The organism is Halolamina rubra (assembly GCF_000739555.1).
Classification (GTDB): Archaea; Halobacteriota; Halobacteria; order Halobacteriales; family Haloferacaceae; genus Halolamina; species Halolamina rubra.
Genome location: NZ_BBJN01000011.1, coordinates 20,635 through 43,406 on the forward strand (window position 1 = coordinate 20,635; position 22,772 = coordinate 43,406).

The 22,772-nt window shown below is 71.0% G+C and carries 22 protein-coding genes, 1 tRNA gene and 2 pseudogenes; 18 read left to right on the plus strand and 7 right to left on the minus strand.

Annotation, left to right across the window (positions count from 1 at the left end; translation table 11 throughout):
* Positions 1-52: 52 nt before the first annotated feature.
* Positions 53-1,753 (minus strand): lysine--tRNA ligase, encoded by a 1,701-nt coding sequence (gene lysS / locus ACP95_RS03020; RefSeq protein WP_049979791.1) that lies wholly within the window; start codon positions 1,751-1,753, stop codon positions 53-55.
* Positions 1,746-2,468: a UMP kinase gene (gene pyrH, locus ACP95_RS03025; RefSeq protein WP_049979792.1), complete on the minus strand. Its 723-nt coding sequence runs from the start codon at positions 2,466-2,468 to the stop codon at positions 1,746-1,748. The genes lysS and pyrH overlap by 8 nt, the downstream gene beginning before the upstream one ends.
* A gap of 92 nt (positions 2,469-2,560) precedes the next feature.
* Between pyrH and ACP95_RS03030 the strand changes: the two genes are divergently transcribed.
* From ACP95_RS03030 to ACP95_RS03040, 3 genes are all read left to right on the plus strand, one after another.
* Positions 2,561-3,343, plus strand: a complete 783-nt coding sequence (locus ACP95_RS03030) for a molybdopterin synthase (protein WP_049979793.1) — start codon at positions 2,561-2,563, stop codon at positions 3,341-3,343.
* Between the two features lie 256 nt (positions 3,344-3,599).
* The gene (locus tag ACP95_RS03035) at positions 3,600-3,863 is read left to right on the plus strand and encodes a DUF7123 family protein (protein ID WP_049979794.1); all 264 of its coding nucleotides are present in this window, start codon (positions 3,600-3,602) and stop codon (positions 3,861-3,863) included.
* A gap of 131 nt (positions 3,864-3,994) precedes the next feature.
* Positions 3,995-5,140: a site-2 protease family protein gene (locus tag ACP95_RS03040; protein ID WP_049979795.1), complete on the plus strand. Its 1,146-nt coding sequence runs from the start codon at positions 3,995-3,997 to the stop codon at positions 5,138-5,140.
* 28 nt (positions 5,141-5,168) lie between these two features.
* On the opposite strand, the gene thiL is transcribed toward ACP95_RS03040, so the two are convergent.
* A complete protein-coding gene (gene thiL / locus ACP95_RS03045; RefSeq protein ID WP_049979796.1) occupies positions 5,169-6,050 on the minus strand; it encodes a thiamine-phosphate kinase in 882 nt (293 codons plus the stop codon).
* 89 nt (positions 6,051-6,139) lie between these two features.
* On the opposite strand from thiL, the pseudogene ACP95_RS03050 reads away from it, so the two are divergent.
* From ACP95_RS03050 to ACP95_RS03075, 6 genes and pseudogenes are all read left to right on the plus strand, one after another.
* Positions 6,140-7,173: pseudogene (locus ACP95_RS03050) on the plus strand (lysylphosphatidylglycerol synthase transmembrane domain-containing protein).
* 58 nt (positions 7,174-7,231) lie between these two features.
* Positions 7,232-7,687: a 30S ribosomal protein S19e gene (locus tag ACP95_RS03055; RefSeq protein ID WP_049979797.1), complete on the plus strand. Its 456-nt coding sequence runs from the start codon at positions 7,232-7,234 to the stop codon at positions 7,685-7,687.
* Between the two features lie 43 nt (positions 7,688-7,730).
* Positions 7,731-8,081: a DNA-binding protein gene (locus tag ACP95_RS03060; protein ID WP_049979798.1), complete on the plus strand. Its 351-nt coding sequence runs from the start codon at positions 7,731-7,733 to the stop codon at positions 8,079-8,081.
* A complete protein-coding gene (locus ACP95_RS03065; RefSeq protein WP_049979799.1) occupies positions 8,081-8,671 on the plus strand; it encodes a DUF7411 family protein in 591 nt (196 codons plus the stop codon). Before ACP95_RS03060 ends, ACP95_RS03065 begins: the two co-directional genes overlap by 1 nt.
* Before the next feature lie 37 nt (positions 8,672-8,708).
* Entirely contained in the window at positions 8,709-10,019 is a 1,311-nt protein-coding gene (gene hisS, locus ACP95_RS03070) for a histidine--tRNA ligase (protein WP_049979800.1), read from the plus strand.
* A gap of 167 nt (positions 10,020-10,186) precedes the next feature.
* Positions 10,187-10,393 carry a hypothetical protein gene (locus ACP95_RS03075; RefSeq protein ID WP_049979801.1) on the plus strand — a complete coding sequence of 69 codons (207 nt, stop codon included), beginning with the start codon at positions 10,187-10,189 and terminating at the stop codon, positions 10,391-10,393.
* Between the two features lie 11 nt (positions 10,394-10,404).
* Here ACP95_RS03075 and trpG read toward each other — a convergent pair whose 3' ends face one another.
* From trpG to trpD, 4 genes and pseudogenes are all read right to left on the minus strand, one after another.
* Positions 10,405-11,043, minus strand: coding sequence for an anthranilate synthase component II (gene trpG, locus ACP95_RS03080; protein WP_049979802.1), 639 nt, complete (start codon positions 11,041-11,043; stop codon positions 10,405-10,407).
* Positions 11,040-12,691 (minus strand): annotated as a pseudogene (gene trpE / locus ACP95_RS03085) (anthranilate synthase component I). The gene trpG and the pseudogene trpE overlap by 4 nt, the downstream one beginning before the upstream one ends.
* Positions 12,691-13,341: a phosphoribosylanthranilate isomerase gene (locus ACP95_RS03090; protein ID WP_049979803.1), complete on the minus strand. Its 651-nt coding sequence runs from the start codon at positions 13,339-13,341 to the stop codon at positions 12,691-12,693. Before ACP95_RS03090 ends, trpE begins: the two are co-directional and overlap by 1 nt.
* Entirely contained in the window at positions 13,341-14,351 is a 1,011-nt protein-coding gene (trpD, locus tag ACP95_RS03095) for an anthranilate phosphoribosyltransferase (RefSeq protein ID WP_049979804.1), read from the minus strand. Before trpD ends, ACP95_RS03090 begins: the two co-directional genes overlap by 1 nt.
* Before the next feature lie 173 nt (positions 14,352-14,524).
* Between trpD and ACP95_RS03100 the strand changes: the two genes are divergently transcribed.
* The 9 genes from ACP95_RS03100 to ACP95_RS03140 all read left to right on the plus strand — a co-directional run bounded on the left by ACP95_RS03100 (position 14,525) and on the right by ACP95_RS03140 (position 22,729).
* Positions 14,525-14,599, plus strand: a tRNA-Val gene (locus ACP95_RS03100).
* Positions 14,600-14,851: 252 nt separating this feature from the next.
* Complete coding sequence (locus ACP95_RS03105; RefSeq protein ID WP_049979805.1) at positions 14,852-16,282, plus strand: APC family permease; 1,431 nt, start codon at positions 14,852-14,854, stop codon at positions 16,280-16,282.
* Between the two features lie 2 nt (positions 16,283-16,284).
* Positions 16,285-17,016, plus strand: coding sequence for a universal stress protein (locus tag ACP95_RS03110; RefSeq protein ID WP_049979806.1), 732 nt, complete (start codon positions 16,285-16,287; stop codon positions 17,014-17,016).
* 114 nt (positions 17,017-17,130) lie between these two features.
* On the plus strand, positions 17,131-18,762 hold the full coding sequence (locus ACP95_RS03115; protein WP_049979807.1) for an ABC transporter substrate-binding protein: 1,632 nt from the start codon (positions 17,131-17,133) through the stop codon (positions 18,760-18,762).
* Between the two features lie 10 nt (positions 18,763-18,772).
* Positions 18,773-19,729, plus strand: coding sequence for an ABC transporter permease (locus tag ACP95_RS03120; protein ID WP_049979808.1), 957 nt, complete (start codon positions 18,773-18,775; stop codon positions 19,727-19,729).
* Positions 19,726-20,133 (plus strand): hypothetical protein, encoded by a 408-nt coding sequence (locus ACP95_RS15970; protein WP_049979809.1) that lies wholly within the window; start codon positions 19,726-19,728, stop codon positions 20,131-20,133. Before ACP95_RS03120 ends, ACP95_RS15970 begins: the two co-directional genes overlap by 4 nt.
* On the plus strand, positions 20,133-20,642 hold the full coding sequence (locus ACP95_RS15975) for an ABC transporter permease (RefSeq protein ID WP_049979810.1): 510 nt from the start codon (positions 20,133-20,135) through the stop codon (positions 20,640-20,642). The genes ACP95_RS15970 and ACP95_RS15975 overlap by 1 nt, the downstream gene beginning before the upstream one ends.
* Positions 20,643-20,648: 6 nt before the next feature.
* Positions 20,649-21,707 (plus strand): ABC transporter ATP-binding protein, encoded by a 1,059-nt coding sequence (locus ACP95_RS03135; RefSeq protein ID WP_049979811.1) that lies wholly within the window; start codon positions 20,649-20,651, stop codon positions 21,705-21,707.
* The gene (locus ACP95_RS03140) at positions 21,704-22,729 is read left to right on the plus strand and encodes an ABC transporter ATP-binding protein (protein ID WP_049979812.1); all 1,026 of its coding nucleotides are present in this window, start codon (positions 21,704-21,706) and stop codon (positions 22,727-22,729) included. Before ACP95_RS03135 ends, ACP95_RS03140 begins: the two co-directional genes overlap by 4 nt.
* Positions 22,730-22,772 lie beyond the last annotated feature (43 nt).

The following is a 22,772-nucleotide window of genomic DNA, read 5'->3' on the forward strand; positions in this document are numbered from 1 at the left end:
GCTCGAGAGTCGGGTCCGCCCGGGCAAATGCGTTCGGGTCCCGGGGCGTCGATCAGCTCTCGCGGCGGAGCCGCGCGACGACGAACGAGCGGTCGAGCTCGCCGAGGAACTCGCCGAGCCGCGGGCCCTGGGTCTTGTCGAAGAACAGCCGGTAGCCGGCGGCGAACAGGTCGGCCGTCTCCAGGCCGTGCTCGTCCGCGAGCTCGTAGATCTCGCCCTGGATCGCCTCGCCGTCGTGGTCCGCCTCGACGAACTCGGCGAGGTCGGACAGCGCCGCTTCCTCGGCGTCGGTCAGCTCCACGTCCGGCAAGTCGGTCTGGAGTCGGTAGTTGTAGGCGTTGTCGCACCGCTCGGCCCACGCGCGGGCCTTCTCGACGCGGTCGAGCGCGTCCTCGATCGCGTCGTCGTCGGCGTCCTCGGGGATGTGCCCCTCGTTGCGGGCCATCTGGACGCGCAGGTCGCGGTCGTCGACCATCCCCAGCACCGCGGCGAACGTGTACGGCAGGCGGATACGGTCCTCGCGGACTTCGTCCACTACGAACGGGTACGCCCGCTCCGCGAACCGCGTCAGCTCCTCGTCGTCGACCTCGCCGAAGTACGCCCGCTCGAAGCGGTCGAAGTCGTCGACGAGCTGGTCGAGCCGCGAGACGTCGAAGTCACGGGCCTTGTTCGGGTCGAGCGCGAAGAAGTACCGCAGCACCTCGGGCTCGAGCAGGTCGAGCACCTCCGGCACCGTGACGACGTTCCCCTCCGAGGAGGAGAGCGGCTCGCCGTTGAGCGTGAACCACTCGTACGTCATCGGGACCGGGGGCTGGATCCCCAGCACGTTCCGGGCGATGTCCTCGCCGGACGGCCAGGACCCCTCGGCGTGGTCCTTCCCGAACGGCTCGAAGTCGACGCCGAGCAGGCTCCACTGCGCGGGCCACTCGAAGCGCCAGGAGAGCTTGCCCTCACGCAGCGTCGCCTCGCCGTGGTGGCCACAGCCCTCGATATCGCGGTCGCCCGCGGTGATCCCGGTGCAGTCGTACTCGACGACGCCGGCGTCGAGGTCCGCGACGGTCACGTCGGCGGTGACGATGCCGCACTCCTCGCAGACGACGCGGAACGGGGAGTAGCTCGCGTCGACGGAGTCCTGGTACGCCGAGAGCACCTCACGCGCGGTGTCGACGTTCTCGAGGATCGTCCGGATCTCGGGCTCGAACTCGCCGGTCTCGTACAGCTCGGTGTTCGAGAGCACCTCGACGGGCACGTCGACCATCTCGGCGGCCTGGGAGAGCAGGTCCGCGAAGTGGGCGCCGTAGGAGTCGTGGCAGTCGCCGAAGGGGTCGGGGATGTCGGTGTACGGCTTGCCGAGGTTCTTCCCGAGCGCGCCGGCGTCGACGGCGCCGAGTTCGACGACGTTCCAGTCGGCGTCGGCCAGCCGCCGGGGGAGCTTCCGCAGCGGGTCGCGGTCGTCTGAGGTGAACACCTGCCGCACCTCGTGGCCGCGCTCGCGGAGCACCTCGGCGACGAAGTGGCCCCGGAGGATCTCGTTGAAGTGGCCGAGGTGGGGGATCCCCGAGGGCGAGACGCCGCCCTTGATCACGATGGGGTCCTCGGGGTCGCGGGCCTCGATCTCGTCGGCGACCGCGTCCGCCCAGAACGCGTGGAACTCGTCCTCGCCGCCGCCCTCGCCGGCGTCGCTGCCGGCGGTCGGGCCCGATGAGGGGCCGACGGCGTCGGCGTCCGGGTCGGGCGTCCGTTCGCTACTCATGCTGGGTCCAGTACGTCGGCTCGTCCGTCTCGCCGGTGGGGACGATGTCGGTGCCGGTGTGCTCGCCGCGCAGGACGGCGTCGACGACGGCCTGGGGGTCGGTGCCGTCGAGGACGATCGTGCGCAGCGAGGAGCGCTGGATCAGCTTCGCCGCCAGCAGGTCGACCGGGGCGGAGGCGCCCGCGCCGCGCTCCATCGGCGCGATCACTTCGACCAGTTCGCTGGGGGTGAGCTGGCCGTACTGCTCGGCGTCGTCGTCCTCCTCGGGGTCGGCGCTGTACACGCCGTCGGCGCTGGTCGCGAACACGAGCAGCTCCGCGTCGACGTACTCCGCGAGCGCGGCCGCGACGGCGTCGGTGGTCTGGCCCGGGGTGACGCCGCCCATGACGGTGGTGTCGCCCCGGCGGATCGCCTCGCCGGCCTCGTCGTAGCTGGTCGCCGGCGTGCGCTGGACGCCGTGGCCCATCGCCGCGATGAGCAGCCGGGCGTTCAGCCGCGTGACGCCGATCCCCAGCTCGTCGAGCTGGAACTCGTTGGCCGCCAGCTCGCGGGCGGCGCCGATGTACTGTCTCGCGACGGTGCCACCGCCGACGACCGCGCCCAGCTCACAGCCCTCGGCCGAGAGCGTCTGCAGGGCGTCGGCGAACCCTTCGACGCGCTCGGGGTCGAGCCCGGGCGCGAGCACGCTACCCCCGATAGAGACGACGACTCGCATTAGGTGAGGTTCCGGCGGTGGCGTTCTTAAGGCCGGTGGTCGGCCGGCGCCGCGAGAAAAGGTCTAAGCCCGTCCCCGCCCGCCACACGGGTATGCAGACTCTCTCCATCGTCGGTTCCGGCGCCGCCGAACTCCGGGACGCGGTCGCCGCCACCCTCGACGGCCGCGTCGCCACGGTCGGCCGAGCGGAGTCGGTCGACGACGCCCCGGACGACGCCGACGGCCGGTTCGAACTGACCGAGGGCGGCGACTGGGCCGCCGCGGGCGGGGACCGATCGTTCGCCGACCTGCTCGACGATCTCGCGGCCGACTACGAGTACGCCGTGATCTCCGGCTTCTCGAAGCTCCGGCTCCCGACGGTCGTGATCGGCGACGAGGACGTGCCGGGCGACGTGCTCCGGCGCGTCGACGACGCGGGCGAGCTCGATCCGGCCGATCTCGCGGCCGAACTGGACGAGCTCGACCCCCACGTCACGCTCGAGTCGCTCGTTCACGAGGCCAAGCAGTCGCCGCTCGCGGAGCGGTCGGGCGCCATCGCGACGTTCACCGGCCGCGTGCGGGCGAAGGACTCCCCGGACGACAGCCGCACGACCCACCTCAAGTTCGAGAAGTACGAGGGCGTCGCCGCGGAGCGCATGGCCGAGATCGCGAGCGAACTCGAGGCGCGCGAGGGCGTGTTCGAGGTGCTGTTCCACCACCGAACCGGCGTCGTCGTCGACGGCGAGGACATCGTGTTCGTCGTCGTGCTTGCGGGCCACCGCCGCGAGGCGTTCCGGACCGTCGAGGACGGGATCGACCGCCTCAAGGACGAGGTGCCGCTGTTCAAGAAGGAGACCACGGAGGACGAGGAGTTCTGGGTTCACGACCGCGCGTGACGCCGCGCCGGCGCGCCGAGGCGACTCGCGGCCCGGTTTCGACGGCCGAACCGGTCGAGATCACGTTCTCGTGAAAGGTGGTCGATAACCGTCTCAAAACTGTTTGTAAAAGGTCTAAGTGGATTTCAGGTACTCGTTAACGACTCGTTTTACGCCGATTTCACGCCTCAATCCGTCTGAAACGGTTCGAATTCCGGTGGACGGTCTGGAATTTATATCCCCCCCAAGGCCGTGGCCCTGAGTGAGGCGAACACCAATGAGCGCAACCCGGAACCCCTCCACCGACGGCGTGACCGCGACCGACGACCTCTCGAAAGAGGAGCGCCTCACGCGCTACCTGCGCGAGAAGGCCGAGGACGGCGAGATGTACTTCAAGTCGAAGTTCATCGCCGACGACGTCGACCTCTCGCCGAAGGAGATCGGCGCGCTGATGGTGAAGCTCAGCGACGCCGCCTCGGATCTCGAGGTCGAGAAGTGGTCGTACACGAGCGCGACCACGTGGCGCGTCGAGACGGCCTAACCGATCCGTACAGCCTCGAAACCACGCCGCCGGGCGCGCGACGCCGGCGGTCCCCGCTGACAGTCCCCGAACGCCCTCCGTTCGGTTCTCCCGTACCAAGCCTTATGCGCGAGCGTCGGTTATCGCGACCGATGGCAGATAGGTCCGGGTCCGACGAGGTCCCCCACCCGGAGGCGCTCGACGCGTGGTTCCACCTGACGGCGGTCCGGCGCGACGGCGAGATGATCCGGTACCACGGCGAGTCGCTGGTCCCGCGATCCCGGCTCGCCGAGGAGCTCCGCCCCGCCTTCGAGGCCGCGGGGTACGACCTCCGGTTTTCGGTCGACGACGCGGGCAACGACGTGCTGATCGCCCGCCCCTTCGGCGCGACCACCGCGTCCGAGACGAACCCCACCACCAACATCGCGCTGCTGTTCGCGACGATCGTGTCGACGATGTTCGTGGGGGCGACCGTCTGGTACTACATCCCGCTCTCGGCGATCGCCGACAACCCGCTGCGGGTGCTGGAGGCGTGGCCGTTCACCGCCGCGGTGCTCGGCGTGCTGCTGACCCACGAGATGGGCCACTACGTCGCCGGGCGCTGGCACGGCGTCGACGTGAGCCTCCCGTACGTGATCCCGTTCTACATCCCGTTCGGCACCATGGGCGCGGTGATCCGGATGCGCAGCCGAATCCCCGACCGCGACGCGCTGCTGGACATCGGCGCCGCCGGCCCGCTCGCGGGGCTGGTCGCGACGATCGTCGTCACCGCCGTCGGCGTCTCGCTGGACCCGATGTCGGTCCCAGAGCGCGTGCTGGCGGGGAGCAGCGAGGCGATCGTCTTCCACAACCCGCCGCTGCTGACCCTGATCGCCGACGCGCTGGGCCAGCCGACGAACTACGGCGACCCCACGAAGGCGGTCCACCCCGTCGTGATGGGCGGCTGGATCGGGATGTTCTTCACCGTGTTGAACCTGCTCCCGGTCGGCCAGCTCGACGGCGGCCACATCACGCGGGCGCTGCTGGGCCGCCGCCAGGAGACCGTCGCGGCGCTGGTTCCCGGCGCGCTGTTCGCGCTCGCGGGCTACCTCTGGTACGTCGAGGATATGGGGATGCAGAACTCGGTCGGCCTCTGGATCCTCTGGGGGTTCATCACGCTGCTCGTCTCCTTCGGCGGCTCCGCCGACCCCGTCGACGAGACGCCACTGGGCTGGAAGCGCACCCTCGTGGCCGCGCTGACGTTCGGGCTCGGCGCGCTCTGTTTCCTCCCGGTGCCGATCGAGATCGCGACCGTCTGAACCGGGCGCAGTCGGTCGGTTCCGACACTCAGTTCTCGCCGTGTGTGTAGCCACGGTCCGGGAGCGCATCGCCGTCCGCGAGCACCCCACTTTCGGTCACCTCGCCGATCACGGTCGCGTCGGTGCCGGTCGCCTCGACGGCCGCGACCGCGGCCGCCGGTTCGGGCGTCGTGAACACGAGTTCGAAGTCCTCGCCGACGTGGGCCGCACACTCCCGGCGGTCGGCCTCGCTCTCGGCGACGGCGTCGACGGCCGGGTGGACCGGGAGGCGGTCCCACTCGATCGCGAACCCGCAGTCGCTGGCGTCGGCCAGCTGGTGGAGCGAGCGCGCGAGCCCGTCGCTGGAGTCCATCATCGCGCTCGCGTGGCCCCGGAGCGCGCGCCCGGCGGCGACGCGGGGGGTGAAGCGGAACAGCTCGTTTCCGGCGTCGGTGTCGCCCGCGGCGAAGCGCCGGAGCGCGGCCGCGGTCCGGCCGAGCTCGCCCGTCACGCAGACCGCGTCGCCGGGGGCGGCACCGTCCCGGTAGATCGGCTCCTCGACGCGCCCGACGGCGGTCGTGGCGGTGGCGAACTCCGAGTGCTGGTCCAGGTCGCCGCCGACGTACTCGGCGTCGACGCGCTCGCAGACCTCGCTCGCGCCCCGGACGAACGCCGAGAGTTCGGCCTCGTCGAACGCGGGGGCGGCGTACACCGCGACCGCGCAGGTCGCGTCGGCGCCCATCGCCGCGAGATCCGAGAGCGAGGCGCCGACCGCGCGCCAGCCGGCGGTTCCGCGGGTGGTTCCCGCGGGGAAGTCGGAGCGCTCGTGAAGCATGTCGGTCGTGATCGCGAGCTCGTCGACGACGGCGGCGTCGTCGCCGGCGCCGGGGAGGGCGGTCGACAGCATCGCCAGCGCGCTTCGCTCGTCCATACGGTCGGCTGGTCGTGAGCGCCGATAAAGGGCCGGCGTCGACGGCCGTCATCGGAGGCTTGAAACGCGCGCCGGGAGTTCTCGGAGCCATGGAAACCGACCAGCTCAAGACGACCCTGGTTGGCTTCGTCGCGGCGATCGCCGTGCTCGCGGCACTGCTGTATCTCGTCGGCGTCGGCGACCTGCTCCGCTACCTCGGCGACGCCGACGCCTCCACCGTGGGGCTGGTCGTCGTCGTCACCGTGGGCTGGCTGTTCGCGTGGGGGATGGCGCTGCACACCGTGCTCGACGTGCTCGGGACGGCGGTGTCGCCGCTCAAAACGTTCCTCGTGTTCGCGGGCGCGACGTTCAACAACAACGTCACCCCGTTCGGCCAGGCCGGGGGCGAGCCCGTCACCGCGCTGCTGATCTCGGAGGTGACCGACACGGAGTACGGCACCGGGCTGGCCGCCATCGCGAGCGTCGACACGCTCAACTTCGTCCCCTCGATCACGCTGGCGCTGCTGGGGATGGGCTACTTCGCGACCGAGACGACGTTCAACACGCGGCTGGAGTCGGCGGCGGTCGTCGTCGTCGGCCTCACCGTCGGCGTCGTCGCCGCCCTCGCGTTCGCGTGGCGGAACCACGAGCGCGTCCAGGCGGCGGTCGTCGGCGTCGCCGCCCGCCTCTCGCGGGTCGCCGGCGAGTACGTCCCGCGCGTGACCGACCCGGGGCGTGCGGCGATCGAGCGCCGCGTCGGCCACTTCTTCGAGGCGATCGAGCGGGTCGCGACCAGCCCGCGTGGGCTCACGCTCGCGCTGGGGTTCTCCGCGCTGGGCTGGTTCCTCCAGATGTCGGGGCTCTGGTTGGCGTTCCAGGCCATCGGCGTCCCGGTGAGCCTGCCGGTGGTGATGTTCGTCGTCCCCATCGGCGCCATCGCGGGGATGACGCCGCTGCCCGGGGGCGCCGGGGGGATCGAGGCGGTGCTCGTCTTCCTGCTCGTCGCGGCGCCGCTGCCGGCGGTGACCGAGTCGGTCGCGCTCGCGGCGGTGGTGATCTACCGCGGCGCGGTGTTCTGGGTGCGATCGCGATCGGCGGCGTGGTGATGGGGACCGTCGGGGCGGGCGCCCGTGCCGGCGCCTGACACCCGGCGTGGACACCGATACGATGGGTTTATCCGGAACAGGGAAGAAATCCTCCCTATGGCAACCCTCTACGACGTTCCGGCAGAGGACCTCCTCGAGGCCCTCGCCGAGGAGCTCGACGGCCGCATCGAGGAGCCCGACTGGGTGGAGTTCACCAAGACCAGCGTCGACCGCGAACTCCCGCCCCAGCAGGAGGACTTCTGGCAGGTCCGCGCCGCCAGCCTCCTGCGGAAGGTGGCGATCCGCGGCCCCGTCGGCGTCGAGCGACTCGCGACGGAGTACGGCGGCTCGAAGTCCGGCACGACGCGCTACCGCGTCTCCGGCAACGAACACACCGGCGGCTCGCGCAAGATCATCCGGACCGCGCTCCAGCAGCTCGAGGACGAGGGCCTCGTGGAGACGGCCAAGGGTGAGGGTCGACGCGTGACCGACGAGGGGCAGAGCCTCCTCGACACCGTCGCGAGCGAGACGCTCGAGGACCTCGACCGGCCGGAGCTCCAGAAGTACGCCTGAGGACGCCGCAACCGTTTTGCGCGGAGAGCAGTAACACACACGTATGAGTGGCAACCCCGACGAGGACCGGCTCGAAGAGCTTCGACAGGAGCGACTCGAGGAGCTGCAGGACCAGGCTGGGGGCGAGGAGGCCCAGCAGGCAGCGAAGGAACAGCAGGAGCGGGCCCAGGCCCAACAGGACGCGCTGCTGAAGCAGCATCTCACCGACGACGCGCGACAGCGGCTCAACGCCGTCGAGATGAGCAAGCCCGAGTTCGCCCAGAAAGTCAAACAGCAGGTGACCGCGCTGGCCCAGAGCGGCCGGATCCAGGGCCAGATCGACGAGGAGAAGATGAAGCAGATCCTCCGCGAGATGAAGCCCGAAGAGAAGAGCTTCGACATCCGCCGGCGCTGATGGAGCTGGCGCTTCTCTACAGCGGCGGGAAGGACTCCTCGCTCGCGGCGCTGACGCTCGATCGCTTCTACGACGTGACGCTCGTGACCGCCCACTTCGGCGTCTCCGACGAGTTCGAGAACGCCCGGGGCGCCGCCGACGCGCTGGGGTTCCCGTTCGACACGGTCGAGCTCGACCGCGAGGTCGCCGAGGAGGCCGTCGACCGCATGCTCGAGGACGGCTACCCCCGCAACGGGATCCAGCGCGTCCACGAGCACGCGCTCGAAGTCGTCGCCGAGCGCGACGTGGTCGCCGTCGCCGACGGCACCCGCCGGGACGACCGCGTGCCGACGGTCTCCCGGGCCACCGCCCAGAGCCTCGAGGACCGCCACGGGATCGACTACCTCTCGCCGCTCGCGGGGTTCGGCCGCGGCGCCGTCGACCGGCTGGTCGAGCAGGAGCTCGACGTGGAGACCGGGCCGAGCGAGGAGATCGCCCGCGCCGACTACGAGGGCGAGCTCCGGGAACTCATCCGCGAGCGCGGCGGCGAGGAGGCCGTCGCGACCGTGTTCCCCGAACACGACCAGACGATCGTCCGCGGGCTGGCCTAACACAGGATTCAAGCGCGGGCGCCCGGAACGCTGGGGCATGTACGACCGGCTGAAGGGGTTCAAGGATTTCTACCCCGACGAGATGGCCGCCCGGCGGGCGGTGATCGACACGACCGAGGGGGTGGCCCGCCGCTACGGGTTCCGGGAGATCGCCACGCCCGCGCTGGAGGACGTCCAGATGTACGTCGACAAGTCCGGCGAGGGGATCGTCGACGAGCTGTACAACTTCACCGACAAGGGCGGGCGGGAGGTGTCGCTCACCCCCGAACTGACGCCGACGGTCGCGCGGATGGTCGTCGCCAAACAGCAGGCGCTCTCGAAGCCGATCAAGTGGTTCTCGACGCGGCCGTTCTGGCGCTACGAGCAGGTCCAGCAGGGCCGGTTCCGCGAGTTCTACCAGACGAACGTCGACATCTTCGGCTCCGAGGCGCCCGAGGCCGACGCCGAGATCCTCGCCTTCGCGGGCGACATGCTGACCGAACTCGGCCTCCCCGCCTCGGAGTTCGAGTTCCGGGTCTCCCACCGGGACATCCTCGGCGAACTCCTGCGCTCGTTCGACGAGGACGTCGACGTGCAGGACGCGATCCGGGCGGTCGACAAGAGCGAGAAGGTCGACCGCGCGGAGTACCTCGGGCTGCTCGCCGACGCCGGGCTCTCGATCGAGGACGCCGAGGCGTTCGACGACCTGCTCGCGGCCGGGAACGAGGACCTCGACGCGCTACTGGCCGAGGTCGACCGCCCGAAACTCACCGACGCGGTCGAGAACCTGCAGGCGGTGCTGGCGGCGACCGAGGACTTCGGCGTCCGCGACCACTGTGCGGTCTCCCTCCGGACGGCCCGCGGGCTCGACTACTACACCGGCGTCGTGTTCGAGTGTTTCGACACCCAGGATCGGGTCTCCCGGGCGATCTTCGGCGGCGGCCGCTACGACGACCTGATCGAGTCCTTCGGCGGCCAGCCCACCCCGGCCGTCGGCGTCGCCCCGGGCGTGATGAACTCGACGCTGCCGCTGCTGCTGCAGGAGGCCGGCGTGTTCCCCGCGGAGGAGCTCTCGACGGACTACTACGTGCTCACGGTCGGCGACACTCGCTCGGTGGCGTCCCGGATCGCCCGCGAGCTCCGGGCGGCGGGGAACGTCGTCGAGACCGACGTCTCCGACCGGAGCTTCGGCGCCCAGATGGGGTACGCCGACTCGATCAACGCCGAGACGGTCGTGATCGTCGGCGAGCAGGACCTCGCGAACGACGAGGTGACGATCAAGGAGATGGAGAGCGGCGACCAGACGACCGCGCCCGTCGACGAGTTCCCGGGCGATCGCGAACAGCCGCGCTACGAGGACTTCGCGTAGGCGCCGCTGTTCGTCGGCGAACAGGTGACGGATCGCTCCACGCGGGGGTCGTCACGCTTCCGCCTCGTACCCCGCGCGGTTGTGGTCAGCGCACGCGGGGGCTGGTCACGTCATCCTACTTGAACTCGGCCCCCAGAGTTATGCCTCGGCCAGATCCATCTCCGGGTATGTCCATCACACTGCCTGCGCTGTCGCTGGCGCTACTCCAACTCCCGATCCCGGAGGACCCGATCGGACAGGCACTGGTGCTGCTGCTCGTCGTCGCCGTCGTCATCGTCGTCGGTCGGGTGGTCCTCAGTATCGCCTGGAAGCTCGTACTGATCGCGTCGGTGATTCTCGGCGCGCTCTGGATCGTGACGACGTTCCTGGGCTGACCCCGTCGTCGTCACTCCAGCGCGCCGTCGAGGAAGTTCCGGATCACGTCGTGGCCGACGGCCGTGAGCACCGACTCGGGGTGGAACTGCACGCACTCGATCGGGTGCTCGCGGTGGCGGACGCCCATCACCAGTTCTTCGCTGTCGCCGTTCTCGGGGCCGTCGACGGTCGTCGCGGTGATCTCGAACGCGTCGGGCACCGCGGTCGCGACGAGGGAGTGGTAGCGCCCGGCCTGGAACCCCTGTTCGAGCCCGCGGTAGACGCCCTCGCCGTCGTGCTCGACGGGGAACGCCTTCCCGTGGATCGGTCGCGGCGCGTGGCCGACCTCGCCGCCGTACTCGTACACCGCGGCTTCGAGGCCGAGACAGACGCCGAGCGTGGGGGTCTCGGGGCTGACCTCCCGGAGCACGTCCATCGTCAGCCCCACGTCGCGCTCGTTCTTCGGGTGGCCCGGACCGGGGCTGATGACGACGGCGTCGGGGTCGACCTCCCGCACGTCCTCGAGCGAGGCCGTGTTCCGGAGGACTTCGACCTCGGCGTCGGGCGCGCCCTCGCCGACGTACTCCACGAGGTTGTACGTGAACGAGTCGAAGTTGTCGACGAACAGCACCGTCGGCGCGTCGCCGTCGTCGGCGCTCGGGGTGCTCATTCGGCACCCCCTTCGATCCGCTCCAGCGCGTCCAGCACGCCGCGGACCTTCTGTTCGGTCTCCGCGTACTCGCTGGCCGGATCGCTGTCGGCGACGACGCCCGCGCCGGCGCGCACTCGCACCGCGTCCGGCTCGTCGCCGTCGCCGTGTTCCACAGTCGCCGTCCGGATCACGATCGCCGTGTCGGCGTCGCCGGTCCAGGAGAAGTAGCCGACGCCGCCGCCGTACACCCCGCGGGGGTTCACCTCCAGCTCGTCGAGCAGCTCCATCGCCCGGACCTTCGGCGCGCCCGTGAGCGTCCCGGCGGGGAACGCGGCTCTGGTGGCGTCGAACCCGTCGAACCCCGGCGCGAGCCGCCCGGTGACGGTCGACTCGATGTGCTGGACGTGGCTGTACTTGAGCACGTTCATGAACTCCTCGACGCGCACGCTGCCCTGCCGAGAGACCTGCCGCACGTCGTTTCTCGCGAGGTCGACCAGCATCGTGTGCTCGGCGCGCTCCTTGTCGTCGGCGAGCAGCTCGCCCGCGAGCCGGCGGTCCTCGACGGGGCTGGCGCCGCGGGCGCAGGTGCCCGCGATGGGGTTCGACACGACACGCTCGCCCGTGACGGAGACCAGCGTCTCCGGGCTGGCGCCGACGACCGAGCGGTCGCCGAAGGAGAGCAGGTACATGTACGGCGAGGGGTTCACCTCCCGCAGCGACTCGTAGAGCCCGAGCGCGTCCAGCTCCCCGGTGATCTCGTGGCTGCGGGAGACCACCCCCTGGTACACGTCGCCGTCGAGGACGTGCTCCTGCATCTCGGCGACCGCCCGCTCGTACTCCTCGCGGGGGCCCGAGTCGGTCGAGTCGCGCTCGAACCCGCCGGTTTCGGGGGCCGTCGTGGCCGCGAGGTCGCCCGCGACGGACTCGGCCTCCGCGACCAGCCGGTCGTAGACGGCGCCGGCGTCGTCGTCGTCGCCGACGATCGGCGTGAACACCAGCTCCACGGTCCCCTCGCGGTCGTCGAACGCGAGCGTCCGGGTCGTCAGGACGAACTGGGCGTCCGGCACGACGGGGTCGGGGCGCTCGACGCCCACCTCCGCAGGTGGAGGTCGTAGACGGCGTCGTAGGCCAGGAAGCCCACCAGCCCCCCGTCCAGTCGCTGGCGGTCGCTCGCGCCGAAGCCGACGCGCTCCACGTCCGGGAGCGCGAGCCGCAGGCGGTCGAGCGTGTCGGGGCCGTCGCCGGTCGCCTCTGGGCCGTCGCCGCAGGCCCCCACCTCGTCGCCCGCCGCGGCGTCGAGCCCCTCGAGGAAGCGCGCCGCGGGGCCGAACCCCTCGACTTCCGTTCGGTCCGGGTAGACCGAGACCAGCGCCTCGGGGTCGTAGCCGACGAAGGAGAAGCGCGCGTGGCGGTCGGCCTCGCCGTCGCCGGCGGCCGGGTCGCTGTGCCCGTCGGCGGGGGCGAACGCGCCCGCGGGATCGCTGGAGGCCACTTTTTCGGCGCTCTCGAGCAGGAACGTGTGGTCGCTGCGGTCGGAGAGCGCCGCGTAGGCCGACAGCGGCTCGGTGGCCACGTCCAGCGTCGCGGTGAGTCGGGCGACTGCGGGCCCGTCGGCGCCGGCGAGCAGCGCCGCGAACTCCTCGCGGGAGCGGTCGAACGCCGGCATCAGGCGGTCCCCGTCGGTCGGGTGGCCTCGCGGACGAACGCGGCCAGCGCGTCGTGGTCCTTCCGCCCCGGTTCGTCGTCGCGCTCGACGCCGCTCGCCACGTCGACGGCGAAGGGGTCGACGGTCTCGACAGCCGCGCCGACGTTCTCGGGTGTGAGCCCGCCAGCGAGCACCAGCGGCGTCGAGAGCGCCTCGCGAAGCTCGCGGGTCGCGGCCCAGTCGTGGGTCTCACCCGTGCCGCCCGCGCCCTCGTCGGTCAGCGAGTCCACGAGCAGCGCGTCGGCGACGCCGTCGAGGTCGCGGGCGCGGTCGGGGTCGTCGGCGCCGAGGGCGACGATCACGTCGACGCCCGCGCGGTCGCGGATCGCGCGGACCTCGTCGGGGCCGAACTCGCCGTGGATCTGGAGCGCGTCGGGGTCGACGCGGTCGGCAACGTCGACGGCCGCGTCGACGCTATCGGGGATCGTGACGGCGACGGTGGTGACCAACGGCGGGACCGACGCGGCGAGGTCGGCCGCGCGTTCGGGAGCCACCTCGCGGGGGGTGTCCACGTCCACGTCGGTGATGAACCCCAGCGCGTCGGCGCCGGCGTCGACCGCCGCGCGAACGTCCGTTTCGGTCCCCAGACCACAGAGCTTCGTCCGCGCCATCACTCGGCCTCGATCGGTTCGCCACAGAGCGCGGCGAACTTCTCGGCGGCGTCGCCGTCGTCGATGGCCGCTGCGGCCCGGTCGACGCCGTCGCGGAGGGTGTCGGCGAGCCCGGCGACGTAGATCGCGGCGCCGGCGTTGGCGAGGATCACGTCCCGTTTCGGCCCGGTCACGTCGCCGCCGACGATCCCGCGGAGGTCCGCGGCGTTCTCCCGGGGGGTGCCGCCCGCGATGGCGTCGACGGGCGCGCTGTCGAGCCCGAGGTCTTCGGGCGTGATCGTGTACTCGGTCACGTCCTCGCCCTCGACCTCCGCGACCGTGGTGGGGCCGTGGAGCGCGATCTCGTCCATCCCGTCGCCGTGCACGACGAGCGCGTGCTCGACGGGCATGTGGGTCAGCGCCTCGGCGATCAGCGGCACCAGCTCCTCGCTGTACACGCCGAGCACCTGTGCGTCGGCGCCCGCGGGGTTGGTCAGCGGCCCGAGCACGTTGAAGATCGTCCGCATCCCGAGCTCCTTGCGCGGGCCGATGACGGCCTTCATCGCGGGGTGGAACACGGGCGCGAGCATGAAGCCGATGTCGTCGCGCTCGATCGCGTTCTCGACCGCCGGCGGCTCGGCCTCCACGTCGGCGCCGGCGACCTCGAGCACGTCGGCGCTCCCGGAGGAGGAGGAGACCGAGTAGTTGCCGTGTTTGGCGACGGCGACGCCCGCGCCGGCGGCGACGATGGCGCTGGTCGTCGAGACGTTGATCGTGCTGTAGTCGTCGCCGCCGGTGCCGCAGGTGTCGACCAGCGGGCCGCCCTCGGGATCGATCGTGCGCGCGGCGTCGCGCATCCCCTGGGCGAAGCCGGCGATCTCGGCCTCGGTCTCGCCTTTGGCCCGGAGCGCGGCCAGCAGCGCGCCGATCTGTGCCTCCGTCGCCTCCTCGAAGACCAGCGTCGCGGCCTCGCGGGCCTCGTCGACGGTCAGGTCCTCGCCCTCTGTCACGCGTTCGATGAGTTCCTGCATGGGTGGGGGTCCGAATGTACGGATCGGGTGTATAGTGTACAACTTTGTTCATCGACTTAAGCCTGTCGCGAGCCGCTGGTCGGCGAGCGCGACGCTGAACCACCTGCCGGAGCCGACTTTCGAAAGCTTCAACTAAGGCCGCGGGGTATCTGGGAGTGCGAAGTAAGCCCGGTCGGTTGGTAGTCTAGTCCGGTTATGACACCTCCTTGACATGGAGGAGGCCGGCGGTTCAAATCCGCCCCAACCCACTTTCTGATTCCTCGCAACGACGAGCGGCAGCGAGGAGTCCGTGGAATCGAAAGTGGTCGCGAAGGATTTGAACCCAGAGGACGAGCGCAGCGAGTCCTTGTGGTTCAGAATCCGCCCCAACCCATCTTCTGACGGCGCAACGACGAGGAGCGTAGCGACGAGTCCGCGCCGTCGAAGTGGTCACGACGATCCAGCGTGGCGGCCTGACGACCACCCCGGAGTTTATCCGACTGTTGAAACAATCGGCCCGTATGGGCGACCAGCCTGTCGACGTCGAGCGGGCGGGCGAGAACGTCGCCGGTGAGACACCCGTCACGGAGCCGGACGCCGTCACCGACGACACGACTGTCCACGACGACGACGTCGAACTCGAGCGGACCATCGGGCTGGTCGGCGGACTGGCGATCGGGATCGGGACCATGATCGGTGCGGGGATCTTCGTCTTCCCGGGTCTGGCGGCCGACAACGCCGGGCTCGCGGCGACGCTCTCGTTCGCGATCGGCGGACTGATCGCGTTGCTCGTGGCGCTGCCGACCTCCGAGCTCGCGACGGCGATGCCCCGAAGCGGCGGCGGCTACTACTTCATCTCCCGGGGGATGGGGACGGCGTACGGCGCGATCGTCGGCCTCGGGCTGTGGCTGGGGCTGATGTTCGCCTCCGCGTTCTACCTGGTCGGACTCGGTCACTACGCGAGCGCCGTGTTCGCCGAACTCGGGATCGGGCTCCCGTTCAGTCCCGTCGTCGGGATCGGCCTGCTGTTCGGCGTCACGCTCACGGCGCTGAGTATCGGCGGGACGGAGAACACGGCGAAGATTCAGAACGTGGTGGTGGGCGTGCTGCTCGTGGTGCTCACCGTCTTCCTCTCGTACGGTATCCTCGACGCGGTGGGCGTGTTCGGTGGCGGAACCGTCCCGGAGCAGTTCTTCTCCAGGGGGTACTTCCCGGTACTGACGACGGCGGCGCTCGTGTTCACGTCGTACCTGGGGTTCGCCCAGGTGGCGACCGTCGCGGGCGAGATCAAGCAGCCGGGTCGGAACCTCCCGCTGGCGATGGTCGGCTCGGTGCTGATCGTCACCGTGTTCTACGTCGTGACGATCTTCGTGGCGACCAGCGCGTTCGGCGCGGACCGGCTGGGGGAGTTCGGGGAGACGGCCATGGTCGAGGTCGCCCGCGAGTTCCTCGGGCTGCCGGGGGCGATCGCGATCCTGGGCGCCGGGCTGTTGGCGACGTTCTCGAGCGCGAACGCGTCGATCCTCAGCGCCTCGCGGGCGGTGTACGCGCTGAGCCGCGACGCCCTGCTCCCGCGGAAAGCGAGCGCGGTCAACCTCCGGTACGGCACGCCCCACGTCGCGTTGCTCGCCGCCGGGGGACCGATCCTCGTCCTCGTCGCGACCGGGAAGGTCGAACTGCTCGCGGAGGTCGCCTCGTTCCTCCACCTGGTCATGTACGGGCTGATCTGCGTCGCCCTGATCGTGTTGCGACGACGGGACCCCGAGTGGTACACGCCCAGCTACCGCGTGCCGGGCTATCCGGTGGTTCCGGTCGCGGGCGCGCTGGCCAGCTTCGGACTGATCGCCTTCATGCAGCTCGAGTCGATCGGGATCGGCACCGTGGTGATGATCGCCTCGTACCTCTGGTACCGTTATTACGCTGGGGACGTCACCCTCAAGGGAGACATCTGATCATGACGGACCGACCCACGATACTCGTCCCGATCCGCGTGCTCGAAGGGGAGTCCGTCCCGGAGGGCGTCCCCGAGCTCCTCGCGCACGCCCACGTCGTCCTCCTGGGCTACCACGTCATCCCGGAGCAGACGGCGCCGGGACAGGCCCAGATGCAGTTCGAGGACCGCGCCACGGACCGGCTCGACGAGTACGAGCGGATGTTCGAGGAGGCGGGGGCGACCGTCGAGCGGCGGCTCGTGTTCACCCACGACGGCCAGAAGACGATCGACCGGATGACGACCGAACACGACACTCTGGCGGCGCTCGTCCCGAACGCGACCGGCCCGGTCGAGAACGTGCTCGTCGCCGTCCGTGGCGCCGTGGGGATCGACCGCCTCGCCCGTGTCGTCGCGGGGCTGTTCAAGCGGACCGACGCGACGGTGACGCTGTACCACGTCGCCGACCCGGACGAGACGGACGAGGACGTCGAGACACTCATGAACGGGCTGCTGAACCGACTGGAGAGCCTGGGGATGGACGCCGCGACGATCGAGACGCGCATCGAGCGCGATCAGGGGCCCCTCGACGCGATCGTCGACGCGGCCGACGCGTTCGACGTCGTCGTCATGGGCGAGTCCGACCCCTCCCTGGCGACGTTCGTGTTCGGGATGCCGGCCGACCAGGTCGCCGACCGGTTCCTCGGCCCCGTCCTGGTGGTGCAGCGCGAACCGGCCGCAGAGCCGGACGAATAGCCGTCGCCTCGGCGACGGGGCGCGGTCGCGCCGGTGCTCGTCGGGCGGGACCGCTGGGGGTAGGCGGCTGTGTACCGTGGAAGCTTTACCCGCGCCCCCGCTCCGTATCCAGTAATGCAGGGCGAGGACTCCGCGACCGATCGGCGCACGTTCCTCTCGGCGGTCGGCGGCGCGGCCGCGGCGGCGATGGCGGGCTGTACCGGCGACGGGACGCCGACCGAGAGCGCGTCGACGACGGTGCCCCCGAGCAGTTCGACCGACGTATCGACGCCCGAGGGCGGCCCCCAGCCGGGCGGCACGCTCCGCGTCGGCTTCGAGTCCGAACTCACGGGGCTGGACCCTCACCGAACCGAGAGCGTCGTCTCGTGGGTCGTCGTGTTCAACGTCTGCGAGACGCTGATCAGCTTCGAGGACGGCGCGCCGGCCGGCCGGCTGGCGACCGACTGGGAGATCGGCGACGACGGCCGAACCTACACGTTCACGCTGACCGAGGACGCCCGCTTCCACCCACCGGTCGATCGCGGGATGACCGCCGAGGACGTGGTGTACTCCTTCGAGCGCATGAACCAGGACGGCGCGATGGGCTCGGACCTCGCCGCCGTCGAGCGCGTCGAGGCGACCGGCGAGTACGAGGTCACGTTCACGCTCGCGGAGACGTTCGCCCCGTTCTTCAACTTCCTCGGCCGGGTCCCGTGGGTAATCGTCCCCGAGGAGGCCGTCGAGGAGCAGGGCGGCGAGCTCGGCGACTTCCAGGAGCCCGTCGGGACGGGTCCGTTCCAGTTCGACGAGTACGAACCCGGCGACCAGCTCACGCTGACGGCGTTCGACGAGTACCGCGCCGACGACACCCCGCTGCTCGACGCCGTCGAGATCACGCCGATCCCGGACGCCGACTCCCGCGTGGCCGCGCTCCGCGGCGGCGACGTGGACATGGTCCGCGGCGTCTCCGGCAGCGACGCCGAGACGCTGCGGGAGGACGCGGAGACGAAGCTCTCCCGCCAGCGCGGCACCCAGTGGGGCCAGCTCCACATCAACTGCAGCGAGCCGCCGTGGGACGAGCCCGCGGTCCGGCGCGCCGTCGCCCACGCGATGGACCGGGGCGCCATCGTCGAGGCCGCCGTCTCGGGCTACGGCCAGGCCGCCTGGCAGCCGTACGCCGAGGAGAGCGTCTGGCACTACGACCTCGGCGACAGCCGGCGCACCCACGACCCCGAGCGCGCCCGGCAGATCCTCGACGACGCCGGCAACCCCCTGGAGGGCGAGACGCTGACGATCAAGACCAACACGCGCTACGGGCTGATGGAGACCACCGCGGAGCTGCTGGTCGCCCAGCTCGCCCAGGCCGGCATCGACGCCGAGACCGAGACGCTCGAGTGGGGCACCCAGCTCTCGGACTTCCTCGGCGGCAACTTCGGCGCGATGGCGTTCTCGGTGCCGTTCAAGATCGACCCCGACCGCCACTACTACGGGTTCGTCCACCCCGAGGGGACGCAGTTCAGCCACTACGGCGAGGACCAGCCCGACGCCGAGCGCATGTACGAGCTCCTCGAGCGGGGGCGCAGCGAGACCGACCAGGACGCCCGCGTCGAGATCTACGCCGAGTTCGAGAAACTGGTCAACGAGCACTGCCCGTGGATCTCGGTCGCGCGCGCCGACGGGCTCGCGGGGCTGCGGACGGACGTGTACGGCGTGCAGCCGTGGCTGCTCCCCTACACGCGGTTCTGGACGATCTGGACGGAGGACTGAGCACGCACGGATGGTCTCACGGCTCCAGGCGTTCCTCCTCCGGCGGCTGCTTTGGGCGCTGCCGGTGCTGGCGCTGGTCTCGGTCGCGATATTCGGGCTGATCAGGCTCGTCCCCGGCGATCCCGCGATCGTGATGCTCGGCGCCGACGCCCCGCCGGAGCAGCTGGCGGCGGTGCGCGCGGAGCTCGGGCTGGACGAGCCCCTCCCCGTGCAGTACGTCGACTACGTCGGCGACGCCGTCCGGGGCGATCTCGGCCACTCCTACGTCGACGACCGCGCGGTGAGCGCGGCGATCGCCTCGCGGCTCCCGACGACGCTGTTTCTAACGCTCGCGGGGTTTCTGGTCTCGCTCTCGATCGCGATCCCCGCCGGCCTGCTGAGCGCGACCAACCGCGGCGAGTGGCTCGACGGCGTCGGCCTCGGCTTCGGCCTGCTGGGCGTCTCGATCCCGAACTTCTGGCTCGGCGTCGTGCTGCTCCTGCTGTTCGGCGTCCGGCTCGACTGGCTCCCCGTCGCGGGCTACGTCTCGCCGCTCGCCGACCCCGTCGAGGGGGTGCGCTACCTGCTCCTGCCGGGGATCACGCTCGGCACCGCGATGGCCGCCGTCGTCACCCGGATGCTGCGCTCGGAGCTGCTGGAGGAGCTGCGCCGGGAGTACCTCGACGCCGTCCGGATGAAGGGCGTCGGCGAGCTGGGGGTGCTGACCCACGCGACGAAGAACGCGTTCATCCCCGTCGTCACCGTGATCGGGATGCAGTTCGGCTACCTGCTCGGCGGGTCGATCGTCGTCGAGACGGTGTTCTCGATCCCCGGGATGGGCCGGCTGCTGATCGACGCGATCGGGAGCCGCGACTACATCATGCTCCAGGGCGTCGTGCTCGTCTACACGACCTTTTTCGTCGCGGTGAACATCGTCGTCGACGGCGCGTACTTCTACCTGAACCCGAAGCTGGGGGGTGAGCGATGAGCGACGCGACCGAGTCGGACGCAGACGAGGGAAAAAAGCGATCCGCGCGGCCGCAGTCGCCGCTGGCCCGCCGCGCCCGGGCGTTCGCGCGCCGGTTCCGCCGGAACCGCCTCGCGATGGGCGGGCTCGTCGTCACTGGCGGGTTCGTCCTGCTCGCGCTGCTGGCGCCGATCCTGGCGCCGTACGACCCCGCGGCCGTCGACGTGCCCGCGCGCCTGCAGGGGCCCAGCCTCGCCCACCCGTTCGGCACCGACCGCTACGGCCGGGACCTGTTCTCACGGGTGCTGTACGGCGCCCGGATCGCGCTCCAGGTCGCCGTTGCGACCCCCCTCGTCGCGGGCGCGTCGGCGTCCCGATCGGGCTGGTCGCGGGCTACGTCGGCGGCCGCGTCGACGACGCGCTGATGCGCCTGATGGACTCGATCTTCGCGTTCCCGGCGATCCTGCTCGGCCTCACCCTCGTCGCGGTGTTCGGCCAGTCGCTGACGAACATCGTCGCCGCGCTCGGGATCGTCTACATCCCGCAGTTCGCCCGCGTCACCCGCGGGAGCGCGGTGTCGGTCGTCGAGGAGGAGCACGTCCGGGTCGCGCGCTCGCTCGGCGCCTCCCACGCCCGGATCGTGCTCGTCCACGTGCTGCCGTTCTGCCTCTCGGCGATCCTCGTGCAGGCGACCGTCACTGCAGCGCTGGCGATCGTGCTCGAGTCCTCGCTCTCCTTCCTCGGCGTCGGCGTCCCCTCGCCCACGCCCTCCTGGGGGTCGATCCTCCGGGTCGGCAAGGGGTACGTCGACAGCGGCGAGTGGTGGTACAGCGTGTTCCCGGGCGTGGCGATCGTCGTCGCCGTCCTCGGGTTCAACCTGCTCGGTGACGGCCTGCGCGACGTGCTCGACCCCCGGACCGACCCCAACAGGTGATCCACGATGACTGACACACCCCTCCTTCAGGTCGAGAACCTCCGCGCCCAGTTCGGCCGCCGCGACCCACTCGTCGCCGTCGACGGGATCAGCTACGACCTCCGCGCGGGCGAGACGCTAGGGATCGTCGGCGAGTCCGGCGCGGGCAAGTCGGTCTCCGTGCGCTCGCTGGTCGGGCTGATCGACGACGGCGAGGTGACCGGCTCCGTCGAGTGGCGCGGCGAGGAGCTCGTCGGCGCCCCCACCCGGGAGCTCCGTGCGGTCCGCGGCTCGGGGATCGCCATGGTGTTCCAGAACGCCGAGGCCGCGTTCGACCCCATCGAGCCCGTCGGGGCACAGATCGTCGAGGCGATCCGGGCGAGCCGCGACCTCCCCAAGGGGGCGGCCCGCGCCGAGGCGGTCGACCTCCTCGAGGAGGTCGGCATCGGCGACCCCGCGGGGCGGTTCGGCGACTACCCCCACGAGTACTCCGGCGGGATGGCCCAGCGCGCGGGGATCGCGATGGCGCTGGCCGGCGAGCCCGACCTGCTGATCGCCGACGAGCCGACGACAGGGCTGGACGTGAGCGTGCAGGCCGGCATCGTCGACCTGTTCCGCGACCTCGTCGCCGAGCGCGACATGTCGCTGCTGCTGATCAGCCACAATCTCGGCGTCGTCTCCCAGCTCTGTGAGCGCATCATGGTGATGTACGCCGGCCGGATCGTCGAGCGCGGCAGCCGGGAACAGCTGCTCGGCTCGCCGCGACACCCCTACACGGGGGCGTTCCTCCGGAGCGTCCCCGACGTGGACGTGCGGCAGGAGCTCGAACCGATCGAGGGGGCGCCGCCGAGCCTCGACGACCCGCCCGCAGGCTGTCGGTTCCACCCGCGCTGCCCCGCGGCGGAGGCCGGCCTCTGCGACGTCGACGCGCCGCCGACGGTCGGCTTCGACGACGGGGACGACCCCGAGCGCCACGAGGCCACCTGCCACGGCTACACCGACGCCCACCCCGGCGGCGACGCGTTCGACCGCGAAGCCGTCGAGTGGATCGAGCCGGCCGAGGACCCGGAGCGGGGTGAGCGATGAGCGACCCGCTGCTCTCGGTGCGGGGGCTGAAGCGCCACTACCCGGTCCGCTCGGGGATCCTCAAGCGGAAGACGGGCGCGGTCCGGGCGGTCGACGGCGTGAGCTTCGACCTCGCGGCCGGCGAGACCCTCGCCGTCGTCGGCGAGTCCGGCTGTGGGAAGTCGACGCTCGCGGAGACGGTGATCGGCCTCGACGAACCCACCGCCGGCGAGGTGACGTTCGACGGCGAGACGGTCTCCGACGGCGTCGACAAGGCGTTCCGCCGGCGGGTGCAGATGGTGTTCCAGGACCCGTTCTCGACGCTGAACGAGCGCATGACCGTCGGCCGGATCGTCGCCGAGCCGCTGGCGATCCACGGTCAGCGCGAGGACGACCGGGCGGCGTACGTCCGGGAGCTGCTCGAAACGGTCGGGCTCGACCCGGCGGACCACTACGACGCGTTCCCGCACGAACTCTCCGGCGGCCAGCGCCAGCGCGTGGGCATCGCGCGGGCGCTCGCGCTCGAGCCCGACCTCCTCGTGCTCGACGAACCCGTCTCCGCGCTGGACGTGAGCGTCCGTGCGGGGATCCTGGAGCTGCTCCGGGAGCTGCAGGCCGAGCGCGGCCTCACCTACCTGCTCATCAGCCACGACGTGAGCGTCGTCCGGCAGGTCGCCGACCGCGTCGCGGTGATGTACCTCGGCGAGTTCGTCGAGCTCGGCGCCCTCGGCGACGTGCTCGACGAGCCGGCCCACCCCTACACCGAGGCGCTGCTGTCGAGCGTGCCGCGAGTGCGTGCCGAGCCCGACCCGGACGAACGGATCCGGCTCCCGGGCTCGCCGCCGGACCCCGCCGACCCGCCGGCTGGCTGTCGCTTCCACCCGCGCTGTCACCTCCGGGACCGGCTCGACGACGACGCGGCGGCGCGCTGTGTCGCCGAGGCCCCCGAACTCACCGAGCGCGAGGACGGCGGGGAGCCCCGACCCGACGCCGACGACGGGCGAACGGTCGCCTGTCACTTCCGGCCGGGGGACGGGGAATAACCAGAGAGCATCTTCACGAGTAGTAATTATTAAGCTCTTGCAT

Coding starts and splice junctions, on each gene's coding strand:
- lysS (WP_049979791.1), bottom strand. CDS start 1,753: ATGAGTAGCGAACGGACGCCCGACCCGGACGCCGACGCCGTCGGCCCC.
- pyrH (WP_049979792.1), bottom strand. CDS start 2,468: ATGCGAGTCGTCGTCTCTATCGGGGGTAGCGTGCTCGCGCCCGGGCTC.
- ACP95_RS03030 (WP_049979793.1), top strand. CDS start 2,561: ATGCAGACTCTCTCCATCGTCGGTTCCGGCGCCGCCGAACTCCGGGAC.
- ACP95_RS03035 (WP_049979794.1), top strand. CDS start 3,600: ATGAGCGCAACCCGGAACCCCTCCACCGACGGCGTGACCGCGACCGAC.
- ACP95_RS03040 (WP_049979795.1), top strand. CDS start 3,995: ATGGCAGATAGGTCCGGGTCCGACGAGGTCCCCCACCCGGAGGCGCTC.
- thiL (WP_049979796.1), bottom strand. CDS start 6,050: ATGGACGAGCGAAGCGCGCTGGCGATGCTGTCGACCGCCCTCCCCGGC.
- ACP95_RS03055 (WP_049979797.1), top strand. CDS start 7,232: ATGGCAACCCTCTACGACGTTCCGGCAGAGGACCTCCTCGAGGCCCTC.
- ACP95_RS03060 (WP_049979798.1), top strand. CDS start 7,731: ATGAGTGGCAACCCCGACGAGGACCGGCTCGAAGAGCTTCGACAGGAG.
- ACP95_RS03065 (WP_049979799.1), top strand. CDS start 8,081: ATGGAGCTGGCGCTTCTCTACAGCGGCGGGAAGGACTCCTCGCTCGCG.
- hisS (WP_049979800.1), top strand. CDS start 8,709: ATGTACGACCGGCTGAAGGGGTTCAAGGATTTCTACCCCGACGAGATG.
- ACP95_RS03075 (WP_049979801.1), top strand. CDS start 10,187: ATGTCCATCACACTGCCTGCGCTGTCGCTGGCGCTACTCCAACTCCCG.
- trpG (WP_049979802.1), bottom strand. CDS start 11,043: ATGAGCACCCCGAGCGCCGACGACGGCGACGCGCCGACGGTGCTGTTC.
- ACP95_RS03090 (WP_049979803.1), bottom strand. CDS start 13,341: ATGGCGCGGACGAAGCTCTGTGGTCTGGGGACCGAAACGGACGTTCGC.
- trpD (WP_049979804.1), bottom strand. CDS start 14,351: ATGCAGGAACTCATCGAACGCGTGACAGAGGGCGAGGACCTGACCGTC.
- ACP95_RS03105 (WP_049979805.1), top strand. CDS start 14,852: ATGGGCGACCAGCCTGTCGACGTCGAGCGGGCGGGCGAGAACGTCGCC.
- ACP95_RS03110 (WP_049979806.1), top strand. CDS start 16,285: ATGACGGACCGACCCACGATACTCGTCCCGATCCGCGTGCTCGAAGGG.
- ACP95_RS03115 (WP_049979807.1), top strand. CDS start 17,131: ATGCAGGGCGAGGACTCCGCGACCGATCGGCGCACGTTCCTCTCGGCG.
- ACP95_RS03120 (WP_049979808.1), top strand. CDS start 18,773: ATGGTCTCACGGCTCCAGGCGTTCCTCCTCCGGCGGCTGCTTTGGGCG.
- ACP95_RS15970 (WP_049979809.1), top strand. CDS start 19,726: ATGAGCGACGCGACCGAGTCGGACGCAGACGAGGGAAAAAAGCGATCC.
- ACP95_RS15975 (WP_049979810.1), top strand. CDS start 20,133: ATGCGCCTGATGGACTCGATCTTCGCGTTCCCGGCGATCCTGCTCGGC.
- ACP95_RS03135 (WP_049979811.1), top strand. CDS start 20,649: ATGACTGACACACCCCTCCTTCAGGTCGAGAACCTCCGCGCCCAGTTC.
- ACP95_RS03140 (WP_049979812.1), top strand. CDS start 21,704: ATGAGCGACCCGCTGCTCTCGGTGCGGGGGCTGAAGCGCCACTACCCG.